Origin of the sequence: Pseudomonas sp. PDM20 (assembly GCF_014852575.3) — a bacterium.
In the GTDB taxonomy this organism is placed as follows: Bacteria; Pseudomonadota; Gammaproteobacteria; order Pseudomonadales; family Pseudomonadaceae; genus Pseudomonas.
On record NZ_CM181224.1, the window covers coordinates 3,889,997 to 3,906,113 of the forward strand.

Annotated in this window: 16 protein-coding genes; 14 read left to right on the forward strand and 2 right to left on the reverse strand. The window is 68.3% G+C overall.

Features of this window, described 5'->3' with window-relative positions:
• Positions 1-28 precede the first annotated feature (28 nt).
• From IB261_RS17705 to IB261_RS17730, 6 genes are read left to right on the forward strand one after another with little or no spacing between them, the layout of a single operon-like run.
• Positions 29-1,363 carry an LLM class flavin-dependent oxidoreductase gene (locus tag IB261_RS17705; protein WP_192210787.1) on the forward strand — a complete coding sequence of 445 codons (1,335 nt, stop codon included), beginning with the start codon at positions 29-31 and terminating at the stop codon, positions 1,361-1,363.
• A complete protein-coding gene (locus tag IB261_RS17710) occupies positions 1,360-2,304 on the forward strand; it encodes a 5'/3'-nucleotidase SurE (RefSeq protein WP_192382719.1) in 945 nt (314 codons plus the stop codon). Before IB261_RS17705 ends, IB261_RS17710 begins: the two co-directional genes overlap by 4 nt.
• Positions 2,301-3,332 (forward strand): LLM class flavin-dependent oxidoreductase, encoded by a 1,032-nt coding sequence (locus IB261_RS17715; RefSeq protein WP_192382720.1) that lies wholly within the window; start codon positions 2,301-2,303, stop codon positions 3,330-3,332. The genes IB261_RS17710 and IB261_RS17715 overlap by 4 nt, the downstream gene beginning before the upstream one ends.
• Positions 3,329-4,357: an LLM class flavin-dependent oxidoreductase gene (locus IB261_RS17720; protein WP_192382721.1), complete on the forward strand. Its 1,029-nt coding sequence runs from the start codon at positions 3,329-3,331 to the stop codon at positions 4,355-4,357. Before IB261_RS17715 ends, IB261_RS17720 begins: the two co-directional genes overlap by 4 nt.
• On the forward strand, positions 4,354-5,391 hold the full coding sequence (locus IB261_RS17725) for an LLM class flavin-dependent oxidoreductase (RefSeq protein ID WP_192382722.1): 1,038 nt from the start codon (positions 4,354-4,356) through the stop codon (positions 5,389-5,391). Before IB261_RS17720 ends, IB261_RS17725 begins: the two co-directional genes overlap by 4 nt.
• Positions 5,381-6,520 carry an LLM class flavin-dependent oxidoreductase gene (locus IB261_RS17730; protein ID WP_225606079.1) on the forward strand — a complete coding sequence of 380 codons (1,140 nt, stop codon included), beginning with the start codon at positions 5,381-5,383 and terminating at the stop codon, positions 6,518-6,520. The genes IB261_RS17725 and IB261_RS17730 overlap by 11 nt, the downstream gene beginning before the upstream one ends.
• On the opposite strand, the gene IB261_RS17735 is transcribed toward IB261_RS17730, so the two are convergent.
• Positions 6,521-7,597: a sigma-54 interaction domain-containing protein gene (locus tag IB261_RS17735; protein WP_081518353.1), complete on the reverse strand. Its 1,077-nt coding sequence runs from the start codon at positions 7,595-7,597 to the stop codon at positions 6,521-6,523.
• 291 nt (positions 7,598-7,888) lie between these two features.
• Here IB261_RS17735 and IB261_RS17740 point away from each other — a divergent pair, with 291 nt between their 5' ends.
• From IB261_RS17740 to IB261_RS17775, 8 genes are all read left to right on the forward strand, one after another.
• On the forward strand, positions 7,889-8,809 hold the full coding sequence (locus tag IB261_RS17740; protein ID WP_192382724.1) for an ABC transporter substrate-binding protein: 921 nt from the start codon (positions 7,889-7,891) through the stop codon (positions 8,807-8,809).
• Positions 8,806-9,951: a phosphotransferase enzyme family protein gene (locus IB261_RS17745; RefSeq protein WP_192382725.1), complete on the forward strand. Its 1,146-nt coding sequence runs from the start codon at positions 8,806-8,808 to the stop codon at positions 9,949-9,951. Before IB261_RS17740 ends, IB261_RS17745 begins: the two co-directional genes overlap by 4 nt.
• Before the next feature lies 1 nt (position 9,952).
• On the forward strand, positions 9,953-10,828 hold the full coding sequence (locus IB261_RS17750) for a sulfurtransferase (RefSeq protein ID WP_192382726.1): 876 nt from the start codon (positions 9,953-9,955) through the stop codon (positions 10,826-10,828).
• Positions 10,829-10,940: 112 nt separating this feature from the next.
• The gene (locus tag IB261_RS17755) at positions 10,941-13,112 is read left to right on the forward strand and encodes a TonB-dependent siderophore receptor (protein ID WP_192382727.1); all 2,172 of its coding nucleotides are present in this window, start codon (positions 10,941-10,943) and stop codon (positions 13,110-13,112) included.
• 11 nt (positions 13,113-13,123) lie between these two features.
• On the forward strand, positions 13,124-13,720 hold the full coding sequence (pnuC, locus tag IB261_RS17760) for a nicotinamide riboside transporter PnuC (protein ID WP_192382728.1): 597 nt from the start codon (positions 13,124-13,126) through the stop codon (positions 13,718-13,720).
• A gap of 8 nt (positions 13,721-13,728) precedes the next feature.
• Positions 13,729-14,466, forward strand: a complete 738-nt coding sequence (locus tag IB261_RS17765; RefSeq protein ID WP_192382729.1) for a UTRA domain-containing protein — start codon at positions 13,729-13,731, stop codon at positions 14,464-14,466.
• Positions 14,467-14,579: 113 nt separating this feature from the next.
• On the forward strand, positions 14,580-14,741 hold the full coding sequence (locus IB261_RS17770) for a hypothetical protein (RefSeq protein WP_017519129.1): 162 nt from the start codon (positions 14,580-14,582) through the stop codon (positions 14,739-14,741).
• A 3-nt stretch (positions 14,742-14,744) separates the two neighbouring features.
• Positions 14,745-15,383, forward strand: a complete 639-nt coding sequence (locus IB261_RS17775; protein ID WP_192382730.1) for a helix-turn-helix domain-containing protein — start codon at positions 14,745-14,747, stop codon at positions 15,381-15,383.
• Positions 15,384-15,467: 84 nt separating this feature from the next.
• On the opposite strand, the gene IB261_RS17780 is transcribed toward IB261_RS17775, so the two are convergent.
• Positions 15,468-15,983: a hypothetical protein gene (locus IB261_RS17780; RefSeq protein ID WP_192382731.1), complete on the reverse strand. Its 516-nt coding sequence runs from the start codon at positions 15,981-15,983 to the stop codon at positions 15,468-15,470.
• Positions 15,984-16,117: the final 134 nt, after the last annotated feature.

Below are 16,117 nucleotides of genomic sequence, written 5' to 3' on the forward strand. Positions count from 1 at the left end.
CGGCGCCCGCCCGAACGGGAGACAAGACATGACCCGCCGCACCGACCAGCTCAAGCTCGGCGCCTTCCTCGCCAACAGCGGCCACCACGTCGCCGCCTGGCGCCACCCCAAGGCACAGGCCGACGCCAGCCTGGATTTCGACTACTTCAAGCAGGTTGCGCAGACCGCCGAGCGCGGCCGTTTCGACGCGCTGTTCGTCGCCGACGTGGTCGCCCTCTGGGGCCACCACCTCGACGCCCTGAGCCGCACCGCGCGCGGCGAGCACTTCGAGCCGCTGACCCTGATGGCCGCGCTGGCCGCCGTCACCAGCCGCATCGGCCTGATCGCCACCGCCACCACCAGCTACAACGAGCCGTACCACATCGCCCGCAAGTTCGCCTCGCTCGACTACCTGTCCAAGGGCCGCGCCGCCTGGAACCTGGTGACCTCGGTGGTCTCCGACGAGGCCTGGAACTTCGGCCGCGAAGCCCACATCGACCACGCCGAGCGCTACCGTCGCGCCGAAGAGTTCCACGACGTGGTCAAGGGCCTGTGGGACAGCTGGGAGGACGACGCCTTCCTGCGCGACAAGGCCAGTGGACAGTACTTCGACCCGGCCAAGCTGCACGTGCTCGACCACAAGGGCGAGTACTTCTCGGTGCGTGGGCCGCTCAACGTGGCGCGCCCGCCGCAGGGCCACCCGGTGCTGGTGCAGGCCGGCGCCTCGGATGCCGGCAAGGCGCTGGCCGCGCGCGTGGCGGAAGTCATCTTCGCCATGGCCGAGACCATTCCCGCCGCCCAGGCCTTCTACAGCGACGTGAAGCAACGCGCCGCCGCGCTGGGCCGCGACCCGGACGGCATCAAGATCCTCCCCGGCGTCACCCCCTTCATCGGCCGCACCCGCGAAGAGGCCCGCGAGCTGTTCGAGGAATTCCAGAGCCTGGTGGACCCGGTGCTCGGCTTGCGCCTGCTGGCCGACACCCTCGGCGAGGACATCGACCTCTCCGCCCATGACCTCGACGGCCCGCTGCCGGAAACCCCGGTCGGCCAGCGCGGCAGCCGCCGCGACAAGGTGCTGGAACTGGCGCGCAACGAAGGCCTGACGATCCGTCAGCTGTACCTGCGCCTGGCCGGCGGCAACCCGGTGATCGGCACCGCCGAAGACATCGCCGATACCTTCGATGCCTGGTTCCAGGCCCGCGCCTGCGATGGCTTCAACGTGTTCTTCCCGTACCTGCCGGGCGGCATCGAGGTGTTCGTCGACGAGGTGGTGCCGCTGCTGCAGGAGCGCGGCCTGCTGCGCCGCGAATACGAAGGCGCAACCCTGCGCGAGAACCTCGGCCTGGTGCGTCCGGCCAACCGTTTCGCCGGGAGCGCGGCATGAGGTTCGCGCCCCTGCTGCTGGCTGCCGGCTGCGCTCTTGCGCAGCCGGCGTTCGCGCTGAACATCCTGCTCAGCAACGATGACGGCTACCGCCACCCGAACATCCGCGCGCTGTACACCGCGCTGAAGGCCGACGGGCACACGGTGCGCATAGCCGCGCCCTACAGCGACCAGAGCGCGCGTGGCGGTGCCTTCTTCTTCGGGCGCGAGACACAGGTCGGCCGTGATGACGATCCGGCCTATCCCGACAGCTACTACCTCACCACCACCGAGAAGGGCCTCTGCGAAAGCGCCCGCTGCGCCGGCCAGCAGGTGGATATCCGCATCAGCGGCACGCCGGTCATGGCCGTGCTGCTGGGGCTGGAGAAGGTCTTGCCGCACCCGGACCTGGTCATAGTCGGGCCCAACCCCGGCAACAACCTCGGCGCCCTCAACAGCGCCTCGGGCACCTTCAACGCCGCCAGCGTCGCGGTGCTCTCCGGCGTGCCCGCCCTGGCCGTCAGCGCCGACCTGAAGGAGCAGGACAGCCCGCGCATCGCCGCCATCGTCACCCGCCTGGTGGACGCGCTGGACAAGCACCGACAAGCCAATGGCGCGCTGCTGCCCAGGGGCGTAGGCCTGAACCTCAACCTGCCGCCGCTGGAAAAACTCCAGGGCGCGCGACTGACCCGCATCGGCAGCTACGTGCCCTTCCACGCCCTCTACACCGAGGACCTCGGCAAGCTCGACGCGAAGCTGGCGGGCAAGCCGGGCATCGGCTTCGCCTGGTCGCCGCCGCCGGACGCCAGCAACGCCGAGGACGAAGCGGTGTGGGTCGCCAGGGGCTACCTCACCCTCAGCCCATTCAGCGCCCTGCCCGGCGCGCCGGCCGACAGCGGGCGCCTCGACGCCGCGCTGACGCCGTTGCTGGGCCAGGCCGACCTCACGGAGCAAGAACCATGATCCGCCGTACTCCCCACCGCAGCTTCCGCCTGGGTTTCCTCAACCGCGTATACGCCCCGCAGTTCGAGCCGCGCCTGTACCAGCAGACCCTGGAACTGTTCGAGGCCGCCGAGGAGCTGGGCTTCGACAGCGGCTGGCTGGCCCAGCACCACTTCGCCAGCGAGAACGGCCGCCTGCCCTCGCCGCTGGTGCTGCTCGGCGCGGCAGCCGAGCGCACCCGGCACATCCAGCTGGGCACCGGCATCGTGGTGCTCAACCAGGAGAACGCCCTGCGCCTGGCCGAGGACGCCTCGGTGCTCGACCTGATCAGCCAGGGCCGTCTGCAGCTGGGCCTGGGCGCCGGCTTCGACCCCGACAGCTTCGCCGCCTTCGGCCAGAGCCTGGAAGGCCGCCACGCGCAGTACGACCAGCGCCTGGAGCGTCTGCGCCAGGCCCTGGCCGGCGAGCCGCTGAATGCCGAAGGGCGCGTGCTGCGCCCCGCCGCCCATGGCCTTGAACAACGCTTGTGGGAGGCGACGTCCCGCGTCGAACAGGTCGCCACGCGCGGCAACGGGCTGATCCTCGCACCCAACCCCAACGCCGGTGCCGAGCCGCGCTCGCTGGTGATCGAACGCTACCGCCAGGCGTGGAATCCCACCCACGCAGGAACGCCCCGCGTTGCCCTGGTGCGCGCAGTCTTCCCCGGTGCCGACGCTGCCGCAGCCGGCTCGACCCTGCGCCGGGACATCCTCACCTACGTCGAACGCCAGCGCCGCATCGGCATTGGCCATGCGGACCCGGCACAGGGCTTCGAAGCGGTGCTCGACGCCCTCGGCGTGCTGCACGGCGACCCGTCGAAGATCGCCGAGCAGCTGCGTGCGGATGCACCGCTGGGCGCCGATGACCAGTTGATCGTCCAGGTGCAGACCACCTCGACCGGCTTCGCCGAAGCCCTGCGCCACCTGGAAACCGTCGCCCGCGACATCGCCCCCGCGCTGGGCTGGCAACCGCGCCAGCAGCGCGCACCCGCACAGGAGATACCGGCATGAGTGCACTGCAAACCCGGCAGCCGTTCAAGCTCGGCTTCCTCACCCATGCCTTCGGCAGCGACCCGCGCCAGGTCTACCGCGACCTGCAGGAGCAGTTCGAGTTCGCCGAGGCGCTGGGCTTCGACGGCGGCTGGATCGCCCAGCACCACCTGAGCGGCGGCTTCGGCCAGCTGCCTTCACCGCTGCTGCTGTTCGCCAACATTGCCGCACGTACCCGGCGCATCGAGCTGGGCACGGCGGTGGTCACCCTGCCGCTGGAAGACGCCCTGCGCCTGGCCGAAGACGCCGCCGTGCTCGACGCACTGTCCGCCGGCCGCCTGCAACTGGGCCTGGGCAGCGGCGGCGCCAACCTGGACATGTTCAATGCCTTCGGCCGAGACGCCCAGCGCCGCCAGGAGGATTTCCAGCAAGCCCAGCGAGCACTGCAGGCCGCCCTGCTAGGCGCGCCGCTGCCCGGTGAAGCGCAGTTGCGCCTGCATCCGCCGGCGGCCGGGCTGCGGGAGCGGCTCTGGCATTCCCATGGCAGCGAAGCCGGCGCGGTGTATGCCGCCGAGCAAGGCAACGGCCTGTTGCTGGGCACCGCCACCCACGACCCGCTGACGGTGCAGAAGCCGCTGGCCGACGCCTACCTTGGCGCCTGGCAGGACGAAACCCGGCGGCCGCGTATCGGTGTAGTCCGCGCGGTATTTCCCGCTGAAGACAAGACCCAGTCCCGCGCGGAGCTCGCGCCGGACATCGAGCTGCACGTACCTAGGCTGATCCGCGAGGGCCTGATCGACGAAGCCGCCGACCTGGAAAGCCACCTGCGCCTGCTCAACGTCCACCACGGTCATCCTGAGGAAGTGATCGCCAGCGTGCGCAACGACCCATCGCTGCTGCCCTACGCGGACTACTTCATCGCCGTGGTGCAGTCGGAAAGTTCCACCCAGGCCCAGGTGTTGCGGCGCCTGGAGCAACTGGCGCGTGACATCGCCCCGGCGCTGGGCTGGACGAGCGCCGGCGAGCGTCTGGCGGTCGCCGGATGAGCCTGCGCTTCGCCTGGAAGCTCTGCGCCGGCGGCACCCGGCGCGGACTGGACTGGCAGGCGCAGCCATCGGAATGGGTGCAGCTGGCCCAGGCCGCGGAATACGCAGGCTTCGACGACCTCTACCTGCCCGGGGGCCCCAGCCAGCCGGACAGCCTGATGGTCGCCGCTGCGTTGTGCGCACATACCCGGCAGCTCGGGCTGACCCTGAGCCTGCCGGCGGAAGCCATGCTCCCGGCCGCGCTGGCGGCCACCCTGCAAAGCCTGCAATCGCTGTCCGCCGGACGGGTCCGCCTGCACCTGCCCGACAGCGACCGCGGCAGCCTGCGCCGGGCCTTCGGCGAGGTGCTCAACCGCGACCAGCGCCACGAACGCATCGACGAGTTCCTCGACATCCTGCAACGCCTGCTGCACGCCCCGGCCACCCCACTGGACCACAACGGCCGCTACTTCCAGCTGGAGAACGCCGGCCTCGGCCTGCGCGACCTGCCACCCACGCCGCTGCTGCTGGACGAAACCCTGGGCGCCGAACGCATCGCCAGCCGCGCGGACCTCTGTTTCGTCCAGGGCAACGGCGTCGCGCAGCTGGGCGAAACCATCGAGCGCCTGAACCGGGCCGCGCTGGCTGCCGGCCGCTCCCTGGGCCATGTCGCCAGCTTCGGGATCATCGCCCGCGACAGCGAGGAGCAGGCCTGGGACGAGGCCGCTCGCCAGGCCCAGGCGTTAGCCGCGCCGCCCCGGGGCAAACGCCGCGCCGATGCCACGGTGGTCGAATTGCTTGCCGAGCGCGCCGAGCACCCCGCCCGGCGCAGCGAGATCCACCCGAACCTGTGGCTGCCCGCACCCGGCGAATCGCCCGTGCTGGTGGGCAGCTACAAGCAGATCGTCAGCCGCCTGCATGAGCTGTGCGGCGCCGGCCTCGAGCAGATCATCCTGCATGCCCCCAACGCGGTGCGCGAGGTCCTGCGCTTCGGCGAACGGGTCCTGCCACTGCTGCGCAACGAAGCGGAAAAGGACACCCGGATTGGTCGCTGAACCCAAACGCCAACGCATCGAGATCGACTGGTTCCTGCCCACCAACGGCGACGGCCACCACCTCACCAGCAGCGGCCTGCCCAAGGTCGGCCTGTTCCAGCAGGGTGAGCGCGCGCCGACCCTCGACTACCTGCGCCAGGTGGTGCGCGCCACCGAGCAGGCGGCCTTCGACGGCATCATGGTGCCGACCGCCAGCGGCTTCGAAGACCCCTGGCTGATCGTCGCGCTGATGGTCCAGGAAGTACGCCGGCTGAAGTTCCTGCTGACCCTGCGTCCTGGCGTCGAACTGCCCGCGCACACCGCGCACAAGGCCGCCACTCTCCAGCAACTCAGCGACAACCGCCTGCTGCTGCACCTGGTCAGCGGCTCCAGCCGCTTCGAGCAGCGCGCCCTGGGCGACTTTCTCGAACACGACGAGCGCTATGCCCGCAGCGCCGAATTCCTCGATGTGTTCCGCGCCACCTGGGCCGGACGCGAGCACCATGGTCGGCACTACCGCACCGGCAGCCCGGTGCCGATCGCCCGCGAAGCCGCGCTGCCGCCCATCTGTTTTGGCGGTGCTTCGGAGGTGGCCGAGCGTATCGCCGCCAGCCATGCGCAGAGCTACCTGATGTGGGGCGAGCCGCCAGCGATGATCCGCGAGCGCATCCTGCGCATGCGCGAGCTGGCCTCTGGACACGGCCGCGAGCTGCGCTTCGGCCTGCGTCTGCACGTGTTCGCCGCCGCGGACTCGCGCCAGGCCTGGGCCCACGTCGGACGCCTGCTGGAAGAGATTCCCCGCGACGCCATCGAACGGGCCCAGCAACAGCTGGCGGCCTACGAGTCGGTGGGGCAATCGCGGCAGATCAGCCTGACCCAGGGCCGTGCGCGCAGCGTGCGCGACCTGGAGGTCTCACCGAATCTCTGGGCGGGTGTCGGCCTGGTGCGCGGTGGCGCTGGCACCGCGCTGGTGGGCAGTTACGCGGAAGTGGCCGAGCGCATCGAGGAGTACCACCAGTTGGGCGTGGACACCTTCATCCTCTCCGGCTATCCGCACCTGGAAGAAGCGATCCACCTCGGCGAGGAGCTGCTGCCCCTGCTGCGCCGTGACGCCGCCGTGGCCAGCAGCAGCCAGCGCCGCCGCGACTGATCAGGCCTTGGCGCGGCCCTTGAGCAGGCCGTGGTTGACCAGCAGCGTGCGCATGGCATTGCGGCTGATGCCCAGCAGCGCGGCGGTACGCAGCTGGTTGAAGCCGCAGTGGGCGAAGGACTCGCGGACGATCAGGTCCTCCAGATCATGCAGCAGGGTTTCCCCCGGCACTTCGAAGAGGCGCTGCAACTGGTCGCGGATGATCTCCTGCGGCAGTCCGGTTGGCGCTCCCGAGCCCATCCGTTGCCCCGACAGCGCAGCGGAGAACTTCAGGTGCTCGGGTCGCACCGCCTTCTCCCCCGCCACCAGCAGGGCCAGGTGCACGACGTTCTCCAGCTCGCGGATGTTGCCCGGCCAGGCGTAGTCCAGCAGTGCGCTGACGGCGGCCTCGGAGAACATCGGCTCGGCAATCTTCAGGCGCTGGGCGTAGAGCCGGCGGAAGTGCTCCACCAGCGGCATGATGTCCAGCGGACGCTCGCGCAGCGGCAACACGCGGGCCTGGGCGACATTGATCCGATAGAACAGGTCGAGACGGAAATTGCCGGCATCCACCGCCTGCTCGAGGTCGACGTTGGTGGCGGTGACCAGGCGGATGTCCACCTTGATCGGCTTGCGCGAGCCGACGCGGACGATCTCCTGCTCCTGCAAGGCGCGTAGCAGCTTCACCTGGAGCGGCATCGGCAGGTCGCCGATCTCGTCGAGGAACAGGGTGCCGCCGTCGGCCTCCTCGAACCATCCGGCACGGCGCCCGGTGGCGCCGGAGAAGGCCCCCGCCTCGTGGCCGAACAGCTCGCTTTCGGCGAGGTTCTCGTTGATCGCGCCGCAGTTCACCGCGACGAAGGCGCCCTTGCGCCCGCTGGCACTGTGGATGTAGCGCGCCACCAGTTCCTTGCCGGTACCGGTCTCGCCGTTGATCAGCACCGGTACCTCGCTGGGGCCGACGCGGTCGAGGAATTCCAGCAACTGGCGCGAGCGCGGATCGGCGAACACCAGCGCCTTGGCGCGAATGGACAGCGGCTGCTTCTCGCCCTGCGGCAAGGTCAGCACGGGCGTCGCGCCCCAGGGTGATTGGCTCATGGGTCCTGCTTGCAGCCTGCCTTAGATGAAGCCGTTACTTTATCCCCGACTTCTTATAACCATAAATATCTAAATCGCATGAGGTCATAACCCGAAACGCCCGCGCCAGAGCGATTCGCGAGAATCTTGTGGTTTCCATGTCCTGCAGGTCCTGCTCAGCCCGCCGACAGTCTTTTTATTCCATGTGATTATAAAAACCAGTTAAATTCATATTGGTATATACCAAATGTCCTCCTCTTCAATACGCTCCATCGCAGTCGCCGGCCGCTGGCCGTATCGGAGATAGGTTCCATGTTTGCCTTGCGGGTCATGCTCGAATACTTCCATCCCTGGCCCAACTCGGCCGGTTTCTACCTCGCCCGTGAACGCGGCTGGTACCGCGACGCGGGGCTGGACGTGGAACTGGTGGTGCACGACCCCTACCACGGCGACACCCTGGACCACCTGGCGCGCGGCGCTGCTGCTTTCGGCGTGTTCCCCAGCAATCGCCTGCTGGTGCGGCGCGAACTGGGTCAGCCGCTGATCGGCGTGGCGGCGATCAACCATCGCGCTCTGGAATCGATCCAGACCCTCACCGACAGCGGCATCCGCCGCCCCCGAGACCTTCAGGGCAAACGCCTGGCTCTGAACCCGACGCCGCGCGGCGTGGCCATGGTGCGCCACCTGGTATCCCGCGATGGCGGCGACCCGGACACGGTGCAACTGGTCGATGCCGGCTTCCGCGAGCTGCGCCCGGAAGACCTGGCCGCCGGCCACGCCGATGCCAGCTTCGGCGGCTACTGGGCCTGGGAGGCATTGCTGCCGAGCTCCATCGCCGACGAACGCCGCGTCGTCCTGCCGGTGGACGAGATCGGCGCGCCGCCCTACCACAGCTACCTGCTGGGTGCCCGCGAGGACTGGCTGGATGCAAACGCAGACGTCGCCCGGCGCTTTATCGCCGTCACCGCACGGGGATTCCTCGCCGCGGCGGCCGAGCCGGACGCCGCATTGCCGGTCTACGAACGCACCATTCCCTACTTTCCCCGCGAGATGCTGGCAGAATCCCTGCGGCGCATCGCGCCCAGCTGGCTGCATCAGGGCCGCTGGGGCGAGCAGCGCGAAGAACTGCTGCAGCCCTATGCCCAGTGGCTGCATGACCATGGTGTGCTGCGCGACCCGGAAATCTGGCGCGGCGCCACCAGCAATGCCTGGCAAGGGGAGAGCCCAGCATGACGAAACGCTTGAGCCACGGCATGGGCCTGGAACCGGTGGAGGCCGACTGGCCCGCGCTGACCGAAGCGGAAGTCGCCGCCGTGCTGGCGGACTTCTCCGAGGCGGGCGGCGACGCCCGCCTGATCTGGCACAGCCCCCGCCCCTTCTCCGCCGCCGCGCTGGTGGAGACCGACAACGGCCCGCTGTTCGTCAAGCGCCACCACCCCAGCGTGCGCACGGCTGACTGGCTGGCCGAAGAACACGCCTTCCTCGATCACCTGGCCCGCCGTGGCGCGCCGGTCGCCCGCGTGCTGCGCGACCGCCATGGCCGCAGCGCCATCGAGCGGGACGGCTGGACCTATGAGGTTCATGAGAAGGCCGAAGGCCTGGACCTGTACCGGGATGCGCTGTCCTGGACGCCCTTCCAGCACAACGCCCACGCCTTCGCCGCCGGCGCCGCGCTGGCGAAACTGCACCGCGCCGCCGAAGGTTTCGATGCCCCCTCGCGGCGTGCCGGTGTGCTGCTCAGCAACCTGAACCTGTTCGGCGCGGCGGACCCGCTCGCTGCCATTGAAGCAACCTTCCCTCAGGCCCCCGCCCTCGCCGACTACCTGCAGGCGCGGCCGTGGAAAGAGACCCTGGGCGAGTTGCATCTGCCGCTGCAACGCGAGTTGCTGCCCTACCTGCGGCGCCAGCCGGCGCTGTGGACCCACAACGACTGGCACGCCTCCAACCTGCTGTGGAGCGAGGACGGCGCGCAGGCACAGGTGGTCTCGGTGCTGGACTTCGGCCTGAGCGACCGCAGCTTCGCGCTGTTCGACCTGGCCACCGCCATCGAGCGCAACCTGGTGCCCTGGCTGGAGCTGGACCAGGGCCGCGCCGCCGTGGCCGACCTCGACGCGCTGGACGCACTGCTGGCGGGTTACTCCAGCGTGCGCCCGCTGAGCCGCGACGACCTGCTCGCGCTGGCCGCGCTGCTGCCGCTGGTGCATGCGGATTTCGCGCTGTCCGAGGTCATCTACTTCCACGGCATCCTCGGTTCGGCCGAAAGCGCTTCGCTGGCCTACGACAACTACCTGATCGGCCACACCCGCTGGTTCCTCGACAGCGAAGGTCAGCGGCTGCTGAACCATGTGCGTCAACTGGCCGCGAAGGTGAACTGAGATGAGCGAACCTCTGGTCAGCGCCGACTGGCTCGCCAACGCACTGGACGACCCGCGCCTGTGCCTGCTGGACGCCAGCGTCGAACTCGCCGCCCCGCAGTTCGACGGCGACTACCGCGCACAGAGCGGCTGCGCCGGTTGGCTCGCCGGGCACATTCGCGGCGCGCGGCATGCCGACCTGCTGGGCGATCTGGCGGATGCCCACGCGCCCTTCAGCTTCGCCCTGCCGGAAGCTCGGGCAGCGCTGGACGCGTTGCAGAAGCTGGGCATCCACGACGATTCGCTGATCGTGATCTACGACCGCACCGATGGTTTCTGGGCCGCACGCCTTTGGTGGATGCTGCGCAGCCTGGGCATCGACGCGGCCGTGCTGGATGGTGGGCTGCGGGCGTGGATCGCTCACGGCTTCCCCCTGGAAGAAGGTGAGGGGGTCGTTGCCCGACGCGGGAAGCTTTCGACCCCGGCGAAGTACCAAAGCGGCTTCTGGATCGAACGTCACGACGTCGAGAAGGTGGTGGCCGGCAATGCTCACGGCACGCTGGTCTGCGCCCTGTCCGCCGCCCTGTTCGACGGCAGCGCCGTCACCCGTTATGCCCGTCGCGGGCACATCCCCGGCAGCAGCAACCTGCCGGCGCGCAACCTGTTCGACGAAGACGGCTGCTACCGGCGCGGTGCAGCCCTGAGCGAGGCCCTCACCGGGCTGCGTCAAGCTGAACCACCCTTGCTGCTGTACTGCGGCGGCGGCATCTCCGCCGCCGCCCTCGCCCTGGCGCTGACACTGGCCGGGGAAACGCGGGTCGCGATCTACGACGGCTCGCTGCAGGAGTGGGCCGCAGAGCCTTCCCTGCCATTGACCACCGGAGCAGCTCCGGTCTGACAGCCCGCCCGCGGGCAATCACGTCTCACATCCAAGGCCATCCGTTTCGCGCGGGAGGGGTTCTGCCCCGCACATTCCCGGCGCACGCCCCGGCAATATTCAGGAGCGTTCCATGCAGTACCTGCCGCGCCCCGCGCGCACGCGATTTCCCCTCAGCCTGCTGACCCTGGCCGTGCTGCTGGCCAGCGGCACCGGCCAGGCCGAAGAAGCCACCACCCTGGATACCGTCACGGTGATCGGCCAGGACACCGGGAGCTACGCCAGCGACCGCGCCTCGGTCGGCGGCTTCGGCGAGGCGCCGCTGCTGGATACGCCCGCTTCCATTTCGGTGTTCAACCAGGCGCTGCTCAAGGACCAGCAGGCGCGCCTGCTCAGCGACGTGCTGAAGAACGACGCCTCCACCGGAGAAGCCTACGCGCCGGTGGGCTACTACGAGAACTTCGAGATCCGCGGCTACTCGCTCAATGCTGCGAGCAGCTACAAGATCAACGGCCGTACCATCACCGGCGAGCAGAACGTGGCGCTGGAAAACAAGGAACAGGTCGAGGTGCTCAAGGGGCTGTCCGGCCTGCAGAGCGGCGTGTCCGAACCCGGCGGGGTAATCAACTACGTCACCAAGCGGCCGCAGGACGTGCGTTCGGTAACCCTCGGCACCGACGCGGAAGGTGGCCGCTACCTGGCCACTGATGTCGGCGCCTGGCTGGACGCCGAGCAGACCGTCGGCGTGCGGGTGAACCTGGCCCACGAGGACCTGCGTTCCTACATCGACCACACCGACGGCAACCGTGATTTCGCCTCCCTGGCACTGGACTGGAATCTTTCGCCCAACGCCATCTGGCAGTTCGACGCCGAATACCAGAACCGCCGCCAGCCCTCGGCGCCGGGCTACCAGCTGCTGGGCGGCAGCGAACTGCCCCACGGCATCGACCCGCACGACCGCATCGGCTACCAGAGCTGGGCCGACCCGGTACGCATCGAGTCGCTGAACCTCAACACGCGCTTCGAGTACCGCTTCGACGACGCCTGGACCGGCACCCTCAGCGCCTCGCGCAGCAAGGTGGTAATCGACGACTACAGTGCCTTCCCGTGGGGCTGTTACGGCGCCGCCAGCTGCGCCGACTCGGCCGTACCGAACTACTTCAGCCCCGAAGGCGACTACGACCTCTACGACTTCCGCAGCCCGGACGACACCCGTCGCAACGACGAACTGGAAGCCGCGCTGCACGGCCAGTTCGCCACCGGCTGGCTGCGCCACGAGCTGACTGTCGGCACCTCGGCCTTCCGCCGTGTACTGGACAGCCGCCCCGAACTCAACGAATGGGTCGGCACCGGCAACATCTACACCGGCATCGGCGCCGTGGAGCCCTTCGCTGGCGAGCCCGGCCACAGCTACCGTCACCTCGACAGCCGCCAGTACGGCCTGTTCGCCAGCGACCGCATCAGCCTGAGCGAGCAATGGCAACTGGTGCTCGGCGGTCGCCAGGTGCGCCTGGACGAACGCACCTTCGACAGTGACGGCGACACCACCCGCCACACCCGGCGCTCGGAGTTCCTGCCCAATGGCGCGCTGATCTTCAAGCCGCGCGAGGACATCTCGATCTACGGCAGCTACAGCAAGGGCCTGTCCCTGGGCGGCGAGGCACCCTGGTTCGCCAGCAACGCCGGCGATACCCTGGCGCCCACCTCCTCGCGCCAGGTCGAGTTAGGCGTCAAGCAGGAACTGCCCGGCTTCGACTGGAGCGCCGCGCTGTTCCAGATCCACCAGGCCTACCAGTTCGCCCGGCCCAACGGCGATGGCACCTTCACCTATGTGCAGCAGGGCCAGCAGAAGAACAGCGGGCTGGAGTTGTCCGCCAGTGGCCGGGTAACCTCCGCGCTGCAATTGAGCGGCAGCGTCGCGGCCATCCGCTCGCGGGTGGTGGGCAGCGACACGGACGACTACGAAGGCCACCAGGCGATCAATGTCCCGCGCCTGCGCGCCAGCCTCCAGGCCGACTACGCGCTGGCCGAAGTGCCGGGGCTCTCGCTGCTGGGCACGGCGCGCTACAGCGGCGCCAAGTACGCCGACCGTGACGGCGCGGTGGAGGTCGGCGGCTACACCGTCTATGACGCCGGCGCGCGCTTCAGCACACGGATCGGCGACTACCCGACCACGCTGCGGCTGAGCGTCGACAACCTGTTCGACAAGCGCTACTGGCGCGATGTCGGTGAATATTTCGGCGACGGCTACCTGTTCCAGGGTGCGCCGCGCACGGCTCGCCTGACGGCGAGCGTCAACTTCTGAGGAAAGCGGCAATGTCTGCTCTGGAAATCATCGCGGTGATCGTCAACGTGCTCGGCGTCTGGCTCACGGCCCGGCGCATTCGCTGGTGCTGGCCGGTGAACGTGGTGGCGGTGCTGCTCTACGCGTGGATCTTCTTCAGCGTGAAGCTCTACTCCGACATGCTCCTGCAACTGGTCTTCGTGGTGCTGCAGTTCTACGGCTGGTGGCAGTGGAGCCAGGGTGGCAGCGACCACGGCAAGGTTCGCGTGGAACGCCTGCCGCTGACGACCGCCCTCTCCAGCTGCCTGGCCGGTGCCGTTGGCGCCCTGGCCCTGGGCTGGGCCATGCATACCCACACCGACGCCGCCCTGCCCTGGCTGGACGCCGCGCTCACCGCCTTCAGCCTGGTGGCGAGCTTCTGGGCCGCGCGCAAGTACGTCGCCAGCTGGTGGCTGTGGATCATCCTCGATGTGCTCTACACCGGGGTATTCCTCTACAAGGCGCTGTACCTCACCGCCGGGCTGTACGCCGGTTTCGTCGGCCTCGCTATCTACGGCCTGCTGGCCTGGCGGCGCGAACTGCACGACGAACCACCCAGCACTCCGGCGCTGGCCAGCGGCAATTCCTGAGGACCGTCATGCTCTACCAGGCCATCCCGCCGCACTACGCGCGCATCCGCGACCAGCTGGCCGCGGACATCGCCCAGAAGCGCTTTCTCGCCGGGCAGAAACTGCCTCCCGAGCGCGACCTCGCCGAGCGCTTCGAGTGCACCCGCGTGACCTTGCGCCGGGCGCTGCAGCAACTGGAAACCGAGGGGCTGATCTACCGCGAGAACCGCCGCGGCTGGTACCTCAGCCCGCCGCGCATCGACTACGACCCGACGCGGCTGGTCAGCTTCATGGACTACGTGCGCCTGCAGGGCCGCGAACCGCAGACCGAATGCCTGAGCGCCGAACGCCGCCGCGCCGGGGCCTGGCTCGCCGCCCGGATGAACCTGCCATCGCCGGACGAACCGGTGTTCCGCCTGCACCGCCGCCGGCTGATCGACGGCCGCCCGGTGCTGGTGGAGATCAACACCCTGCTCGCCAGCTGGTGCCCGGACCTGCTCGACGCGCGGCTGGATCGCTCGCTGACCACCGTGCTGCGCGAGCGCTTCGGCAAGGTGCAGACGCGCTGCACGCTCAACCTGCGGCTGGGCACGGTCAACGACGACCACGCCGAGCTGCTGCAACTGGCCTCCGGCGCCAGCAACCTGGTGCTGGAGCGGCTGAACTACGCCGAGGACGGCTTGCTGGTGGAATTCGACCAGGAATTCTGGCGGCCGGACGCGGTGTCCGTGGCGGTTCAGGCGGATTTTCCTTCACGCCCGATATAGCCGAATAAGTAATTAACAAATGCTAATTCAGTATTTCTTGTTCTAACAGGATCACGGCTAAGGTAGCTCCAACTCACCGCAACCGGCTTGTCTGCAAGCCTTCTGGAGCCGCCATGGACCGCACCGACAACATCATCGACCTCGCCCGCCACCGCACGCGCCGTCAGGCCCGCCGCCAGGCCGAGCTGATGTGGATGCTGTATGCCCAGCGCGCCGGCTACGACGCCTTCCAGATCGTCCAGCAGAGCCGCGACAGCGGCCGCCGCGAGGCTTGATCCATGGGCCTGCCGCTCGCCACGGACCTGCCCGCCGTGGCGTTCGACGCTGCACAAAATACCTCCAGCGCGTCGGATGATCCCATCGGCGAGCGCGTCGCCAGCAACCTGCTGCGCCTGCGCGCCAAGCGCAACCTCTCTCTCGACGGCCTCGCCCGCCTGTGTGGCGTGAGCCGTACCATGCTTGCGCAGATCGAATCCGGCCGCAGCGTGCCGTCGATCAAGGTACTGAGCAAGATCGCCCAGGGCCTCAAGGTCTCGGTCGCCGCCTTCCTCGATGACCGCGCCTTCGACGGCGTAGCGGTGCTGCCGGCGCGCGACAGCAAACGCCTGGTCAGCGGCGATGGCGCCTTCGTCAGCCGCGCCCTGTTCCCCTTCGACGTCTCGCGCCAGGTGGAATTCTACGAACTGCGCCTGAAGGGCCTGGCCACCGAACACTCCACCGGCCACGCCCCCGGTACCCAGGAAAACCTGGTGGTCGCCCAGGGCGTGCTGGAAATCAGCGTCAACGAAGAACGCTTCCTCCTCGGCACCGGCGACTCCATCCTCTTCTACGCCGACCAGCCGCACAGTTACCGCAACCCGGCGGACAGCGAGGCAGTGGCGTACCTGGTGACGACCTATGCGGAGCGGTTGGATTGAGCCGTTCCAGATACTGAAACCAAGGCAATAAAAAAGGCCCGGCGGGTTTCCCCACCGGGCCTTTTTCATTTCAGCGCCCCGCGATCAGCAGGTGCAGCACATCATCGGCATGCCGTTGCAGCTCATCATCATCGGCATGCCGCATTCCATCATCTTGTTCATCAGCAGGCAGCAGTTCTTGAGCATGTCCATGCTCATGCCCTGCATCGGCATCATCTTGCACATCATCATGTCGCCCTGCATGGAGCATTCCATCATGCACTTCATGCCGGGCACGCCCATGTTCATGCCCATCATCGGCATCTGCATCATCGGGTTCATCATGCCCATCATCGGCATCATGGCCATGGCGGACTGGGACATACCCATCATCATCATGTTGCCGCAGTGCATCATCATCGGCATGCCGCAGTTCATCATCATCGCCATCATCTCGGCGCTGTTGCGGAACATGGCCATTTCCATGCCCATCGCCGGCTTCATCTTGCACATCATGCCGTCAGCGAGCATCTCGCATTCCATGGTCGCCATCATCATCGGCATGCCCATCATCGGCATCATGGCGTTGGTGTTCATCGGCATCTGCATGGCGTTCATCATGGTGGGGCTCCCTGAATCGATTGGAATGAAGTGCTGCGAATGGGGCCGATTCTAGGAAGGCGCGGCGGAGGGACAAGATGGCGAGGGAACGGCGGGTTTTGCTGTTTCGACCCACGATTCGGATTCGATGTCGG